Annotated in this window: 14 protein-coding genes; 5 read left to right on the forward strand and 9 right to left on the reverse strand. The window is 74.9% G+C overall.

Features of this window, described 5'->3' with window-relative positions; all coding sequences use genetic code 11:
- Nucleotides 1-46: 46 nt before the first annotated feature.
- The 3 genes from cobO to WCD58_RS04970 form a co-directional block, all read right to left on the reverse strand.
- The gene (cobO, locus tag WCD58_RS04960; protein WP_337700089.1) at nt 47-661 is read right to left on the reverse strand and encodes a cob(I)yrinic acid a,c-diamide adenosyltransferase; all 615 of its coding nucleotides are present in this window, start codon (nt 659-661) and stop codon (nt 47-49) included.
- Nucleotides 662-719: 58 nt separating this feature from the next.
- Nucleotides 720-2,741 carry a VWA domain-containing protein gene (locus WCD58_RS04965; protein WP_337700808.1) on the reverse strand — a complete coding sequence of 674 codons (2,022 nt, stop codon included), beginning with the start codon at nt 2,739-2,741 and terminating at the stop codon, nt 720-722.
- 295 nt (nt 2,742-3,036) lie between these two features.
- The gene (locus tag WCD58_RS04970; protein ID WP_337700091.1) at nt 3,037-3,840 is read right to left on the reverse strand and encodes a S1 family peptidase; all 804 of its coding nucleotides are present in this window, start codon (nt 3,838-3,840) and stop codon (nt 3,037-3,039) included.
- A 374-nt stretch (nt 3,841-4,214) separates the two neighbouring features.
- On the opposite strand from WCD58_RS04970, the gene WCD58_RS04975 reads away from it, so the two are divergent.
- Nucleotides 4,215-5,603 (forward strand): mycothione reductase, encoded by a 1,389-nt coding sequence (locus WCD58_RS04975; protein ID WP_337700093.1) that lies wholly within the window; start codon nt 4,215-4,217, stop codon nt 5,601-5,603.
- Here WCD58_RS04975 and WCD58_RS04980 read toward each other — a convergent pair whose 3' ends face one another.
- Together WCD58_RS04980 and WCD58_RS04985 are read right to left on the reverse strand one after the other, a co-directional pair.
- Nucleotides 5,604-6,467: an ABC transporter permease gene (locus tag WCD58_RS04980; protein ID WP_337700095.1), complete on the reverse strand. Its 864-nt coding sequence runs from the start codon at nt 6,465-6,467 to the stop codon at nt 5,604-5,606.
- Entirely contained in the window at nt 6,467-7,447 is a 981-nt protein-coding gene (locus tag WCD58_RS04985; RefSeq protein WP_337700097.1) for an ATP-binding cassette domain-containing protein, read from the reverse strand. Before WCD58_RS04985 ends, WCD58_RS04980 begins: the two co-directional genes overlap by 1 nt.
- A 68-nt stretch (nt 7,448-7,515) precedes the next feature.
- Between WCD58_RS04985 and WCD58_RS04990 the strand changes: the two genes are divergently transcribed.
- Nucleotides 7,516-8,166: a TetR/AcrR family transcriptional regulator C-terminal domain-containing protein gene (locus WCD58_RS04990; RefSeq protein WP_337700099.1), complete on the forward strand. Its 651-nt coding sequence runs from the start codon at nt 7,516-7,518 to the stop codon at nt 8,164-8,166.
- 3 nt (nt 8,167-8,169) lie between these two features.
- Here WCD58_RS04990 and WCD58_RS04995 read toward each other — a convergent pair whose 3' ends face one another.
- Both WCD58_RS04995 and WCD58_RS05000 read right to left on the reverse strand, forming a co-directional pair.
- Nucleotides 8,170-8,439 (reverse strand): hypothetical protein, encoded by a 270-nt coding sequence (locus WCD58_RS04995; RefSeq protein WP_337700102.1) that lies wholly within the window; start codon nt 8,437-8,439, stop codon nt 8,170-8,172.
- 73 nt (nt 8,440-8,512) lie between these two features.
- Nucleotides 8,513-9,169, reverse strand: a complete 657-nt coding sequence (locus WCD58_RS05000; protein ID WP_337700103.1) for a TetR/AcrR family transcriptional regulator — start codon at nt 9,167-9,169, stop codon at nt 8,513-8,515.
- A 113-nt stretch (nt 9,170-9,282) separates the two neighbouring features.
- Between WCD58_RS05000 and WCD58_RS05005 the strand changes: the two genes are divergently transcribed.
- The 3 genes from WCD58_RS05005 to WCD58_RS05015 all read left to right on the forward strand — a co-directional run bounded on the left by WCD58_RS05005 (nt 9,283) and on the right by WCD58_RS05015 (nt 11,483).
- On the forward strand, nt 9,283-9,732 hold the full coding sequence (locus tag WCD58_RS05005) for a nitroreductase/quinone reductase family protein (protein WP_337700105.1): 450 nt from the start codon (nt 9,283-9,285) through the stop codon (nt 9,730-9,732).
- A gap of 220 nt (nt 9,733-9,952) precedes the next feature.
- The gene (locus tag WCD58_RS05010) at nt 9,953-10,165 is read left to right on the forward strand and encodes a hypothetical protein (RefSeq protein ID WP_337700107.1); all 213 of its coding nucleotides are present in this window, start codon (nt 9,953-9,955) and stop codon (nt 10,163-10,165) included.
- Nucleotides 10,166-10,259: 94 nt separating this feature from the next.
- Nucleotides 10,260-11,483: a saccharopine dehydrogenase family protein gene (locus WCD58_RS05015; protein WP_337700109.1), complete on the forward strand. Its 1,224-nt coding sequence runs from the start codon at nt 10,260-10,262 to the stop codon at nt 11,481-11,483.
- On the opposite strand, the gene WCD58_RS05020 is transcribed toward WCD58_RS05015, so the two are convergent.
- Nucleotides 11,462-12,991, reverse strand: a complete 1,530-nt coding sequence (locus WCD58_RS05020) for a cobyric acid synthase (protein WP_337700111.1) — start codon at nt 12,989-12,991, stop codon at nt 11,462-11,464. The genes WCD58_RS05015 and WCD58_RS05020 overlap by 22 nt on opposite strands.
- Complete coding sequence (locus WCD58_RS05025) at nt 12,988-13,563, reverse strand: pyridoxamine 5'-phosphate oxidase family protein (protein ID WP_337700113.1); 576 nt, start codon at nt 13,561-13,563, stop codon at nt 12,988-12,990. The genes WCD58_RS05020 and WCD58_RS05025 overlap by 4 nt, the downstream gene beginning before the upstream one ends.
- Between the last annotated feature and the right edge of the window lie 2 nt (nt 13,564-13,565).

The following is a 13,565-nucleotide window of genomic DNA, read 5'->3' on the forward strand; positions in this document are numbered from 1 at the left end:
GAGCTCCGCTCCCCTATCGGCGTGCTGACCTCATCTCCGTCTCCCATCACCACTCGATGCCCTTCTGCCCCTTCTGCCCCGCGTCCATCGGGTGCTTGATCTTGGTCATCTCGGTGACGAGGTCCGCCGCGTCGATCAGCGCGGGCGGCGCGTCGCGGCCGGTGACGACGACGTGCTGGTGGCCGGGGCGGTCGCTGAGCACCTCGACCACCTCGTCGACCTCGATCCACCCCCACTTCAGCGGGTAGGTGAACTCGTCGAGCACGTAGAAGTCGTGCGCCCCGGCCTCGAGGCGGCGCCGGATCTCCGCCCAGCCCTCGCGTGCGGCCGCGGCGTGGTCGGACTCGGAGCCCTGCTTGCGCGACCAGGACCAGCCCTCGCCCATCTTGTGCCACTCGACCGGCCCGCCCTGGCCGGTGTCGCGGTGCAGCTCGCCGAGGGCACGCAGCGCCGTCTCCTCGCCCACGCGCCACTTCGCCGACTTGACGAACTGGAACACCGCGATCGACGACCCGGCCGTCCACTGCCGCAGCGCGAGCCCGAACGCGGCGGTGGACTTGCCCTTGTTCACGCCGGTGTGGACGACGAGCAGCGGGCGGCGCCGGCGCTGGCGCGTGGTCAGCCCGTCGTCCGGGACGCTGCTCGGGACCCCCTGCGGCACTGTCAGCCTCCTTCGTCGGTACGTGAGCCCTTTCCGGGCCCATAGCCCCGGAAAGTGCTCACGAGGCGCGGAACTGCTCGACCACGCCGGCGACCGACTCGCCGGTCAGCTCGTCGAGCGTGACCACGGTGCCACCGGCGACGCGCGCCACCCGGCCCGCGAGCCCGAGGCGCACCGGACCGGACTCGCAGTCGACGACGACGGTGCTCATGCTCGCGCCCCGCCCGGCGGCCCCGGCGTCGCGCGCGAGCCCCCGCGCGGCGTCCAGCGCGGCGTCCAGACCCCCGGACGACGTAGCGCGCCCGTCGGTGAGCACCACGAGCAGCCCGCGGCGGCGCGGGTCGCGGGTGCGCTCGGTCCGCATCACCGCCCGCGCGGTGCGCAGCCCGTCGGCGAGCGGGGTCCGCCCGCCGGTGCGCAGGTCGTGCAGGCGGGCGTGGGCGGCGTGCACCGAGGTCGTCGGCGGGAGGGCCACGCTCGCCGCGCTGCCCCGGAACGTCACGACGCCGACGCGGTCGCGGCGCTGGTAGGCGTCGCGGAGCAGGGCGGCGACGGCCCCGGTCACCGCCGACATCCGCCGCCGCGCCGCCATCGAGCCCGACGCGTCGACGCAGAAGAGGACGAGGTTGCCCTCGCGGCCCTCGCGCACGGCGTGGCGCAGGTCCTCGCGCGCCACCTGCGCGCCCCGCCCGGCCGCCGCCAGCACCGTCGCGGGCACGTGCAGGGTGGTGTCGTCGCGGGCGTCGGGGACCGCGCGCACGACACGGCCCTGGCGCCCCCGGGCCCGCGAGCGGCGTCCCGGCGCGCCCTCCCCCGTGCCGCGGACCTCGAACCGGCGCGCCTTCAGCCGCGTCCGGGCGGGTGCGCCGACCGGGACGCCGGCGGGTTCCGGGGGTTCCGGGGGTTCCGGAGACTGCGGGGACTGCGGAGACTGCGACGACCCGTCCGAGCCCGCCCCGTTCGACGTCTCCGGAGGCGGCGACGAGCTCGGGGGCGGCGCGCCGCCCCCGCCGCCCGGCCCGCCACCGTCGGGGCCGCCCCCGTCGTCGGGACCCCCGCCACCGTCGTCCGGCCCACCCTCCGGCGGGTCCGGCGGCTCGGGCTCCTCGGACGCCGCCTCGTCCGCCTCCTGCTCGGCCTTCTCCAGGGCCTCGTCGAGCTCGTCGTCGCCGAGGTGCGGCTCGTCGAACGGGTCGCGGCGGCGCCGGTGCGGCAGGGCGAGGCGGGCGGCGGCGCGCACGTCGGAGGCGTCGACGGCGTCCGCCCCGCGCCACGCGGCGTGCGCGACCGCGGTGCGGGCGAGCACCACGTCGGCGCGCATCCCGTCGACCTCGACCTCCGCGCACAGCGCCGAGATGCGCACGAGCTCGGCGTCGGGCAGCACCACGGACGCGAGCCGCGCGCGGGCGTCGACGAGCCGGGCCCGCAGCGCGTCCTCGTCGCCGGCGAAGCGGGCGGCGAAGGCGTCGGGGTCGGCGTCGTGGGCCAGCCGCCGCCGGACGACCTCGGTGCGCTCGGCGACATCGCGCGAGGCGGTGACGTGCACCGTGAGCCCGAAGCGGTCGAGCAGCTGCGGGCGCAGCTCGCCCTCCTCCGGGTTCATGGTCCCGACCAGCAGGAACGCCGCCGGATGGGTCAGCGAGACACCGTCACGCTCGACGGTGGCGCGCCCGGTGGCGGCGGCGTCGAGGAGCAGGTCGACGAGGTGATCGTGCAGGAGGTTGACCTCGTCGACGTAGAGCACGCCCCGGTGCGCGGCGGCGAGCAGGCCGGGGCGCACGGTGGCGCGGCCGTGGGCGAGGACCTCCTCGAGGTCGAGCGAGCCGATCACGCGGTCCTCGGAGGCGCCGACGGGCAGCTCCACGAGGCGGACCGCGCGACGCCCCCGCGGGGCGTCGGCGGCGAAGGGGCCGTCGGGGCTCTCCTCGCCGGCGCCGGTGTCGACGGAGAACCGGTCGCCGGCGACGACCTCGACCGGCGGCAGCAGCGTGGCGAGCGCGCGCACGATCGTCGTCTTGGCGGTGCCCTTCTCCCCGCGCACCAGCACGCCGCCGATGCCCGGGTCGACCGCGGTGAGCATGAGGGCGGTTCGCAGGTCCTCGTGGCCGACGACGGCCGAGAACGGGAAGCCCAAGGTGGGTCCTCACGAGTAGGGGGCGGAGACGGAGCGAAGCGGAGCTCGACCGTCAAGACGAGAGACGGCCGACCCTAACCCACAACATCTGAGCGTCCGCTGAGATGAACACGACCCCCGCACGAGCTCCGCGGAGCGGGACCCGGACCCGGGGGCAGGTGGGCCCGGGTCCCGTCTCCGTTTCGTCGGACCGGGCTGCCCTCCGGTCCGGACGTGTGTGGTGGCGACGCCGGCTGCGCACCTACGTCAGTTGGGCGGCCAGGCCGGGGCTCGCGGTCGCGATCCGCACGTAGTAACCGGGCTTGCCGGCGCGGGCGCAGCCGTCGCCGAAGGACGTGACGCCGATGAGCTTGCCCGCGGCCACGAGCGGCCCGCCGGAGTCGCCCTGGCAGGAGTCGACGCCGCCCTGGTCGAACCCGGCGCAGGTCAGGCGGCGGGAGTCGAACGACCGGTCGCCGGAGCGGCAGTAGTCGTCGGCGCGCATCGGCACGGTGGCCGTCAGCAGGTACCGCGACGGCGTGCCGCTCTCGGCGGTCGTGCCCCAGCCGTAGATCTGGGCGGCGCGGCCGTCCTCGTAGAGCTTCTCGTCGCCCGGGCCGGCCAGCGGCAGCGGCGTGCGCGTGCTGGGGGTCGCCAGCGTCAGCACGGCGAGGTCGGTGCCCTGACCCACGCCCTCGAACTCCGGGCTGACCCACACCGAGCGCACCGTCGAGCTCTCGCCGAGCGTCGACTGCTTGTCGTCGCGGCCGGTGACGACGCGGGTCTGCGCGGGCGTCGTGGCCGCCATGCAGTGGGCCGCGGTGAGCACCTTGGTCGGCGTGACGAGCGTGCCGCCGCAGAACTGGAAGCCGCCCGGGTCGGTCAGGTAGACGGCCCACGGGTTCTCGTCGGTGGTCGTGCGCGCGCCCCCGACGACGCGGACGCCGGCGTCGACGACGAGGGCTCCCCCCGAGCCGCTGCCGTCCTCGGGCGGCGGGGTCCCGTCCGCCGCCCAGGCGCCGGCGGCACCGGCGAGCGCGAGCAGGAGGGTCACCCCGGCGAGCACGAGGGCTCGTCCCGCACCTCGAGTGATCCACCCACCACGCACGCCGTTCGTCATCCGGTCCGCCCCTCCCGCTGAGTACGTTCGGCCGCGCTTCCCTGGACCGTTCGGCCCAGGGGAGAGCTGCCTTCGGCGGCAGACGACAGCAGTCGAGCGGTCACCGAACAAGGCGCAGGCGGGAAGGTTCGCTCCGCCGAGCGACGACGAACGGTCGATTTTCATCGGTAAACGACACTGTCGAGTGGCAGGAGACCGGTGAGCGGTCAGTCGTCGGCGACGAGCGGATCGACCGGTGACCGTTCGTCGTACGACGACCGACGTGGGTGACGTCGACCGGCCGGACCGCGCGGACATCGGTGGCGCACTACCGTGGGGGCGTGCCCCACCACGACCTGGTCATCATCGGCACCGGCTCGGGCAACACGATCCCGGACGAGCGGTTCGCCGGCATGGACGTGGCGATCATCGAGCACGGCGTCTACGGCGGGACCTGCCTCAACGTGGGCTGCATCCCGACCAAGATGTACGTGTACGCCGCCGACGTCGCCGAGACGATCCGGCACTCCGCACGGCTCGGTGTCGACGCGTCGGTCGACAAGATCCGCTGGGCGGACATCCGCGACCGCGTGTTCGGGCGCATCGACCCGATCTCGGCCGGCGGGCAGCGCTACCGCCAGGGCCAGGAGGGCACGACCGTCTACCTGGGCCACGCCCGCTTCGCCGGCGAGCGCGAGCTGGCGGTGACCCCGACCGAGGGCGGCGCCCCCGTCACGGTCACCGGCGACCGCATCGTCGTCGCCGCGGGCGCCCGGCCGGCGATCCCCGAGGTGATCGCCTCGAGCGGCGTCCCGTTCCACACCTCCGACGACGTCATGCGCCTCGACGAGGTGCCGCGGCGCCTGACGATCATCGGCGGCGGCTACATCGCCGCCGAGTTCGCGCACGTGTTCTCGGCGCTCGGCGCCGAGGTCACCCTCGCCACCCGAGGGCCGGCGATCCTCCGCGACCAGGACGAGGAGATCTCGTCGCGGTTCACCGAGCTCGCCGCCCAGCGGTGGAACGTGCTGCTCGAGGCCGCGCCCACCGCGCCGCCCGAGCGCCGCGCCGACGGCACGATCGTCGTGCACACCCACCAGGGCGCCATCGAGGGCGACGCGCTGCTGGTGGCCACCGGGCGCATCCCGAACAGCGACCGCCTCGACGCCGCGGCCGGCGGGCTGGCGCTGCACCCCGACGGCCGGATCGTCGTCGACGAGCAGCAGCGCACCACCGTCCCGGGCGTCTGGGCCCTCGGCGACGTGAGCTCGGAGTTCCAGCTCAAGCACGTCGCCAACCACGAGGCCGCGGTCGTGCGCCACAACCTGCTGCACCCCGACGACCCGCGCGTCACCAACAACGCGCACGTGCCCTCGGCGGTGTTCACCGAGCCGCAGATCGCCTCGATCGGCCTGCGCGAGCAGGACTGCCGCGACCGCGGCATCCCCTACGTCTGCAAGGTCCAGCGCTACGGCGACGTCGCCTTCGGCTGGGCGATGGAGGACACCACCGGCGTCGTCAAGCTCGTCGCGTCGCCCGACGGGACGCTGCTCGGCGCCCACCTCATGGGCCCCGAGGCGTCCTCGCTGGTGCAGCCGCTCATCCAGGCCATCACGTTCGGCCTCGACGCCCGGACCATGGCCGAGAAGCAGTACTGGATCCACCCGGCGCTGCCCGAGGTGATCGAGAACGCCCTGCTCGGGCTCCCGCTCGACCCCGAGAACTGGTGATCACTCGGTACGCCGGAACCGCCACACCGCGAGCGCCAGCAGGAGCCCGCAGCACACGACCGTGATGAGGATCTGCACGGCCACCGGCACCTGCCAGGTCCCCCAGACGATCCCCGGGTCGAACCGGGCGCGGGTGGCGGCGTCGACGTCGAGGTGGTCGAACACCACCGAGCGCAGCGGCTCGACGGCGTAGGTCATCGGGTTGATGTGCGTGAGCACCGCGAGCCACGTCGGCAGGCCCGAGAGCGGGAACAGCGCCCCGGACAGGAACATCAGCGGCGTGATCACGAGCTGGACCAGCGGCATCGCGGTCTGGATCTGCCGCACCCGCGCGGCCAGCACGAGCCCCAGCGCGGTGATCATGAAGCCCATCAGGAAGATCAGGCCGACCATCGCGAGCAGCATCAGCGGGTCGTAGGGCACGCCGACGAGCCCGGCGAGGGCGAGCAGCACGAGGCACTGCAGGGTGGCGACGGTCGCGCCGCCGGTCGCCTTGCCGACGAGGATCGCCGCGGTCGACACCGGCGCGACGAGCATCTCGCGCAGGAACCCGAACTCGCGGTCCCAGACGATCGAGATGCCCGCGAACGCCGCGGTGAACAGCACCGAGATCGCCATGACCCCGGGGAACAGGAACGTCGTGAACTGCACGGACCCGCCCGTGCTGCCGCCCAGCAGGCTGCCGAGCCCGCTGCCGAGCACGAAGAGGAACAGCAGCGGCTGCGCCAGCGAGGACAGGATGCGCGAGCGGTCCTTGACGAACCGGATCATCTCGCGCTGCCAGACCACGGTCGCGGCGCGCGCCTCGGTCGCCAGGCTGCTGTCCGGGACGCGCACCGACGCCGTCGTGAGGGTGGTGGTCATCAGCGCCCCATCCGCATCGCCATGGGATGCATGTTCGGGCCGGCCTCCGCGTCGCGGATGGTGGTGCCGGTGTGGGCCAGGAACACGTCGTCGAGGCTGGGGCGGGTGACGGTCACCGAGCGGATCGCGACGCCGTGGCCGCCCAGCCGGTCGAACAGCCGCGGCACGAAGCCCGCGCCGTCGGGCACCGCGATCGTCACCGCGCCCTCGCGCACGGCCCCCTCGAGCCCGAGCTCGGTGCGCAGCGCGCGCAGGGCCGCCTCGTCGTCGTCGGTGGTGATCGCGATGCGGTCCGCGCCGACCTGCGCCTTCAGCGCGTCCGGGGTGTCGAGGGCGACGATCCGGCCCTCGTTCATGATCGCGATCCGGTCGCAGTGCTCGGCCTCGTCCATGTAGTGGGTGGTGACGAAGACCGTGATCTCCTCGGTCCGGTGCAGCTCGGCGACGTAGTCCCAGATCGTGCCGCGGGTCTGCGGGTCGAGCCCGATCGTCGGCTCGTCGAGGAAGAGCACCTGCGGCGAGTGGAGCAGGCCGCGGGCGATCTCGAGGCGGCGCCGCATGCCGCCGGAGTAGGTGCGCACCTCGTCGGCCCGGCGGTCCCAGAGCCCGACCATCCGCAGGACCTCCTCGCGGCGCGCGGGCGCGCGCCGGCGGTCGACCCCGTAGAGCTCCTGGTGGAAGCGCAGGTTCTGCTCGCCCGACATCGGGGCGTCGAGCGTCGGGTCCTGGAAGACCAGCCCGATCCGACGGCGCACCGCGGCGCGGTCGCGCACGACGTCGAGCCCGACGACCTCGGCGTGCCCGTCGGTCGGCTCGACGAGCGTGCACAGGATGTTGATCGTGGTCGACTTGCCCGCCCCGTTCGGCCCGAGGAACCCGAACGTCTCCCCGCGCGCGACCTCGAGGTCGATCCCGCGGACCGCCTCGACCGCGCCGTACCGCTTCACCAGCCCGCGGACCGCGACCGCCGGTGTGTCCATCCGCACCCCTCCTCTAACGGTGTTAGAGACGCTACTGTGACGCTGCTGGAGAGAGCAAGGGAGTCCGCATGGCCCTCACCCGCGACGACGTCGTGGACGCCGCCGTGGACCTCCTCGCCGAGGTCGGCCTCGAGGGCCTCTCCCTGCGCCGCCTCGCCCGCGAGCTGGGCGTGAGCGCGCCGACGCTCTACTGGCACGTCGCCGACAAGCGCACGCTGCTCGACCACGTCGCGGAGCGCCTGCTGGTCGACCAGTGGCAGGTCACGCCGCTCGCCCCCGGCGAGGACTGGGCGGAGTGGCTGCGCGAGCGCGCCACGCGGCAGTACCGCGCGCTCGTCACCCACCGCGACGCCGCGCGGGTGCTGGCCGGCAACCGGCCGACCGAGGCGGCGATGCCGGCCGTCGAGCAGGTGCTCGGCACGCTCGTCGGCGCGGGCTTCGCGCCGACCGAGGCGTTCGCGGCGATCCAGGCCGTCGGCAACCTCGTCATCGGCTCGGCACTGGAGTACCAGGCGGAGCGGGAACGGGACGCCGGCCACCACGGCGACCCCGCCGCCCACGACCCGGTGCGCTTCCCGCAGCACGCCGCGCTCGCGGCGGTGCTCGCCGACCGCCCCGGGCACGGCGCCGACCACGACGCGCTCTTCCGCCACGGCCTCGACCTCATGATCGCCGGACTGCGGGTGCAGCAGGCCGGCGCGGTGGCACGGACCGGCTGACCCTCAGTCGCGCCGGCGGTGCTCCTCGCCCGGGATCGGGCGTGGGTCCTCCTGCGCCTCCTCGGCGTCCGCACGCTCGGCGTCGGCCCGCTCGCGGCGCTCGGTGCCGGGCAGCGAGGTGTCGGTCTCGTCGACGGCCTGCCGGGCCCTGCGCTCCGCCTCGGGCAGCGAGTCGGCCTCGACGTCGGCGACGTCCTCGGCCGCGCGCTCGCGCTCGACGGCCTCGGGGAGCGACGGCTCACCCTCCGTGTCCGACCGCCTGTGCTCCGCCATCGGGCCCCCTTCGACGTCGTTGACCTCGCTACCGTCCGGCGTCGCGAGCAGCGCGTCAAGCGTCCGGACGGCGTCAGATCTTCTGCGGCAACCCCACGGACGTCGCAGCGGCGTCGGCGACGGCGTCGAAGTAGGCGTCGCGATCGACGACGACGTTCTCGTACTGCCCGAACAGCTCGAACCCGACGGTGCCGTAGAGCTGGGTCCACGCGACGACGGCGGGCACGGCCAGGGACGGAGCGAGGCCGGGCAGCACGTCCTCGACCAGCACCTCTGGCCAGCCGCCGGCCGCCGCCGGGTCGCCGTGCTCGACGACGATCGCGGCGAGCACGACGCCCACGCGCCCCGCGGCCGGGATCGTCTCGGCGGGCGCGGCGTACCCGGGCACCGGCGAGCCGTAGATCAGCGCGTACTCCGCGGGGTGCTCGTGCGCCCACCCCCGCACGGCCCGCCACACCACGCGCCACTGCTCGCGCGGCGGCGCCTCCGGGTCGCGCGCGGCCTCCGCCCGCTCGCCCACGGCGTCGTAGGCCTCGACGATCAGGCGGGTCAGCAGCTCGTCGCGGCTGGCGACGTAGCGGTAGACCGCCGAGGACACCATGCCGACCTCGCGCGCGACCGACCGCAGCGAGAGCGCGGCCGCGCCCTGCTCGGCGAGCTGGCGGCGCGCCTCGTCGAGGATCGCGCGGGTGGTCTCGGCACGTGCCTGCGCGCGGACTCCGGGGGGCATGGCGGGCATCCTGCCACAAAGTGAGAGCACTGCTCTTGACGTGGACTCCGCACCGGAGCATGCTCGACAACAAGCGAGAGCACCGCTCTCACATTGTTGCCGAGGAGGACGCCATGACCGCCACCCGCTACCAGGCCCCCGGAACGTTCACCCGCCGCGTGATGAACCCGCTCGTCGCGGGCCTGACGCGCCTGGGCGTGCCCCTGGCGGGCTCCGCGGTGCTCGGGGTCCGCGGCCGCACCAGCGGCGAGGTGCGCACGACACCGGTCAACCCGCTCACGGTCGAGGGGCGGCGCTACCTCGTCGCCGCGCGCGGGCAGACGCAGTGGGTTCGCAACCTGCGCGTGGCGGGCGAGGCCGAGCTGACGGTGGGCCGGCGCACCGAGACGGTGCGGGCGACCGAGCTGGCCGACGCCGAGAAGGTCCCGGTCCTGCGCGCCTACCTGCGCGCCTGGGCCTGGGAGGTCGGCGCGTTCTTCGACGGCGTCGGGGCCGACTCGAGCGACGACGAGCTCGCCGCGATCGCCGACCGCCACCCGATCTTCGTGATCGCGACGGCCTGACCGGCGGACGATCCGGACACCGGGGTAACCTCGGTCACGACCCGGCCCGGGGCGGCGCCCCGGTCGTCGCGCGTGGGACGAGGGAAGGGCAGTGCGCTCCTCGGCGCGATCCGTGCCGGTGCGCCCTCCCGCCCGACGATCCTCCCGGGTCGCGGCGGGGGCCTGGAGAGGGAGTCGTCATGCCCCGCACCCCGTCCGCCGCACTCACCGCGAGCACGCCGTGAGGGCCGGCCCGAAGCCCGAGCCCACCACCAACCGCGTCACCGACGCCCACGAGTCGGCGCTCGTCGCCTTCGAGGCCGACCAGCGCGTCGCCGCCCGGGTCGTCGCCTCGCACGCGACCGGTGTCGAGGACTGCGCCGAACTGCTCGGCATGCTCGGCCTCGCGCGCGCCGTCGGCCTGCCGGTGATCGAGACGCCACCCCGGCACTGAGCCTGCGGTTACTGGCTGGTATCGCTCGCCAGGCGAGTGATACCAGCCAGTAACCACCGAGTGGCGCGCCGGGCCGGGCCGCTATCGTGCCGCCATGTCCGGTGATCGTGAGCACGAACTGGTCCTGTTCGGCGCGACGAGCTTCGTCGGGGAGCTGACCGCCGCCTACCTGGCGCGCCACGCCCCGGCCGGCACGCGGATCGCGCTGGCCGGACGCTCGCGGCAGCGCCTCGAGGCCGTCCGCGACCGGCTCCCCTCCCCCGGCGGCGACTGGCCGCTGGTGGTCGCGGACTCGAGCGACTCCGCGGCGCTCGCGCGCATGGCCGCGTCCACCGACGTCGTCGTCACCACCGTCGGCCCCTACGCGAAGTACGGGCTCCCGGTGGTCGAGGCCTGCGCGACCGCCGGCACCCACTACGCCGACCTCACCGGCGAGGTCCAGTTCGCCCGCGAGGCCATCGACCGCTTCGACGAGACCGCGCGGGCCAGCGGCGCCCGGATCGTGCACTCCTGCGGCTACGACTCGATCCCCTCCGACCTCGCCGTCCTCCTCCTCCACAGCCGCGTGCAGGCCGACGGCGAGGGCGAGCTGACCGACGTCACCGCCGTCGCCCGCATCCGGGGCGGCGTCTCGGGCGGCACGATCGACTCGATGCGCGGACTCGCCGACGCCGCGAAGGCCGACCGCTCCGTGTTCAAGCTCCTGCGCGACCCGTTCGGGCTGAGCCCCGAGCGCGACGCCGAGCCCGACACCCGCCAGCCCAGCGACAGCCCCGCGCCCCACCGCGTCGACGGCCGCTGGGTCGCGCCGTTCGTCATGGCGTCCTACAACACCCGGATCGTGCGGCGCTCCAACGCGATCGCCGGCTACGCCTACGGCAAGGGGCTGCGCTACGGCGAGGTCATGGGCGTCGGCAGCGGGCCGGTCGGCGCGGTCGCCGCCGGCGCCGTCACCGCGGGCCTCGGCGGGATGCTCGCCGGGTTCGCGACGCCGGGCGTGCGCCAGGTGCTCGACCGCGTCCTGCCCAAGCCCGGCACCGGCCCGAGCACGAAGACGCAGGAGTCGGGGTGGTTCCGCCACGACATCGACGCGACGACCACCACGGGCGCCCGCTACACCGGCCGCGTCTCCGGCTCCGGCGACCCCGGCTACGCGGCCACCGCGGTGATGCTCGGCGAGAGCGCCCTGTGCCTCGCCCTCGACGGCGACCGGCTGCCCGACCGCCACGGCTCGCTCACCCCGGCCACGGCCATGGGCCCGGCGCTCGTGGAGCGCCTGCGCACGGCGGGGCACGTCTACGACGTCGCGCGCGCCTGAACCGTCGGCAGGCCCGTCGGCGCGCCCTCGGTGATCAGGCGCTCCAGCGCGTCGGTGTCGAGGTTCTTCTCGACGAGGTCGCCGAGCAGGTCGAGCTGCGCGGCGCGGACGGCGGCGTAGGACGTGTCCGGCGCGACGACGAACTCGCGGCCCGCGACGGCCGCGGCGCGGACGAGCAGGCGCCGGCGCAGGGCGTCGTTCTCGAGCAGCCCGTGCGCGTGGGTGCCGAGGACGTGCCCGCCGTCGACACCCTCCGGCGCCCCGTCGGCCAGGGTCACCAATGGTGCCGTAGCCGACGACCGCAGCTCCCGGCCGTGGTGGATCTCGTAGAACGCGACCGGCTCGCCGAGCGCCGTGCCGGTCGGGGTGCCGAGGTGCTTGGCGACCTCGAAGGTCACCTCGACGTCGAGCAGGCCCAGCCCGTCGACCGTGCCGGGGGCGGCCTCGACGCCGTGCGGGTCGTGGATGCGCCGGCCCAGCATCTGGTAGCCGCCGCAGACGCCGAGCACGGGCTTGCCGGCGCGGGCGTGCGACGCCACCGCGTCGGCGAGCCCCGAGGACCGCAGCCACGCGAGGTCCGCGACGGTCGTCTTCGAGCCGGGCAGGACGACGAGGTCGGCGTCGGCGAGGCGGGAGGGCTCGGTCACCCAGCGGACCGCGACGCCCGGTTCCGAGCTCAACGCATCGACGTCGGTGCCGTTCGAGACCCGCGGCAGGCGCACCACCGCGACCCGCAGCCAGTCCCGCCCGCGCGGCGGCGCCGGCCGCCCGACGACGCCGTCGGCGACGTGGCCCAGGGAGTCCTCGGCGTCGAGCCACAGCTCGGGGCTCCACGGCAGCACGCCCAGCGTCGGGCGCCCGGTGAGCGCGCGCAGCTGGTCGAGACCGGGCGCGAGCAGGGCCGGGTCGCCGCGGAACTTGTTGACGATCCAGCCCGCGACCAGCGCCTGGTCGGCAGGCTCGAGCACGGCGAGCGTGCCGAACAGGTGCGCCAGCACCCCGCCGCGGTCGATGTCGCCGACGACCACCACGGGCAGGTCGGCGGCGCGCGCGAGGCCCATGTTGGCGATGTCGGTGGCCCGCAGGTTGATCTCCGCGGGCGATCCCGCGCCCTCGCAGACGACGACGTCGTGGTCGCGGCGCAGCTCGGCCAGGGTCTCGACGACGACCTCGAGCAGCGCGGCCTTGCGCTCGCGGTAGCTCGCCGCCGACACCGTCCCGTCGACGACGCCGCGCACCACCACCTGCGAGCTGCGGTCGCTGCCCGGCTTGAGCAGCACCGGGTTGAACCGCACGCTCGGCTCGAGCCCGCACGCCGCGGCCTGCAGCGCCTGCGCGCGGCCGATCTCGCCGCCGTCGGCGCACACGACGCTGTTGTTGCTCATGTTCTGCGCCTTGAACGGCGCCACGTCGACGCCCCGGCGGTGCAGCCAGCGGCAGATCCCCGCGACCAGCACGCTCTTGCCGGCGTCCGACGTGGTGCCGGCGACGAGCAGCGCGCCCCTCACCAGTCGGGGAGCCCGGCGAGCCCGGGCAGACCGTCGAGCGAGTGCTGGTTCTTCTCGGTGCGGTAGTTCCGCAGCCACTCCGGGCTGCGCCGCTCGGCCCAGGAGTCGAGCAGCTCGCGGTCGCTCTCCAGCGTCATCCGCGGCACGGCGTACCCGCACGCGTCGGCGACCCGGGTGACGTCGACGGTGACGACCCCGCGGGCCTCGGTGCGCCGGGAGGCCAGGCCCATCGCGAACGGCTCGAGCGCGGCGTCGAACCCCGGCTCACCGTGCGTCACCACCCGGCCGCGCCCGTGCAGGCGCACCACGTTGAGCGTGCCGTCGAACGAGCAGAACATCACGCACACGCGCCCGTTCTCGCGCAGGTGGGCGATGGTCTCGACGCCGCTGGCGGTCATGTCGACGTAGGCGAAGGTGTGGTCGTCGAGCACCCCGAACGTGCCGCGCAGACCCTTCGGCGAGACGTTGACCAGCCCGTCGCCCGACAGCGGCGCGGTGCCCACGAAGAACACCGGCTGCTGCCCGATCCACCGGGCCAGGCGGGGCTCGATGCGCTCGTAGACCTTGGCCACGT

Origin of the sequence: Actinomycetospora flava, assembly GCF_037400335.1 — a bacterium.
Classification (GTDB): domain Bacteria; phylum Actinomycetota; class Actinomycetes; order Mycobacteriales; family Pseudonocardiaceae; genus Actinomycetospora; species Actinomycetospora flava.

Excerpts from the sequence above, each read along its gene's own strand:
- WCD58_RS04990 (WP_337700099.1), top strand. The coding sequence starts at position 7,516 with ATGGCCCTCACCCGCGACGACGTCGTGGACGCCGCCGTGGACCTCCTC.
- WCD58_RS04985 (WP_337700097.1), bottom strand. The coding sequence starts at position 7,447 with ATGGACACACCGGCGGTCGCGGTCCGCGGGCTGGTGAAGCGGTACGGC.
- WCD58_RS04980 (WP_337700095.1), bottom strand. The coding sequence starts at position 6,467 with ATGACCACCACCCTCACGACGGCGTCGGTGCGCGTCCCGGACAGCAGC.
- WCD58_RS04995 (WP_337700102.1), bottom strand. The coding sequence starts at position 8,439 with ATGGCGGAGCACAGGCGGTCGGACACGGAGGGTGAGCCGTCGCTCCCC.
- WCD58_RS05000 (WP_337700103.1), bottom strand. The coding sequence starts at position 9,169 with ATGCCCCCCGGAGTCCGCGCGCAGGCACGTGCCGAGACCACCCGCGCG.
- WCD58_RS05005 (WP_337700105.1), top strand. The coding sequence starts at position 9,283 with ATGACCGCCACCCGCTACCAGGCCCCCGGAACGTTCACCCGCCGCGTG.
- WCD58_RS04965 (WP_337700808.1), bottom strand. The coding sequence starts at position 2,741 with ATGCTCACCGCGGTCGACCCGGGCATCGGCGGCGTGCTGGTGCGCGGG.
- WCD58_RS05015 (WP_337700109.1), top strand. The coding sequence starts at position 10,260 with ATGTCCGGTGATCGTGAGCACGAACTGGTCCTGTTCGGCGCGACGAGC.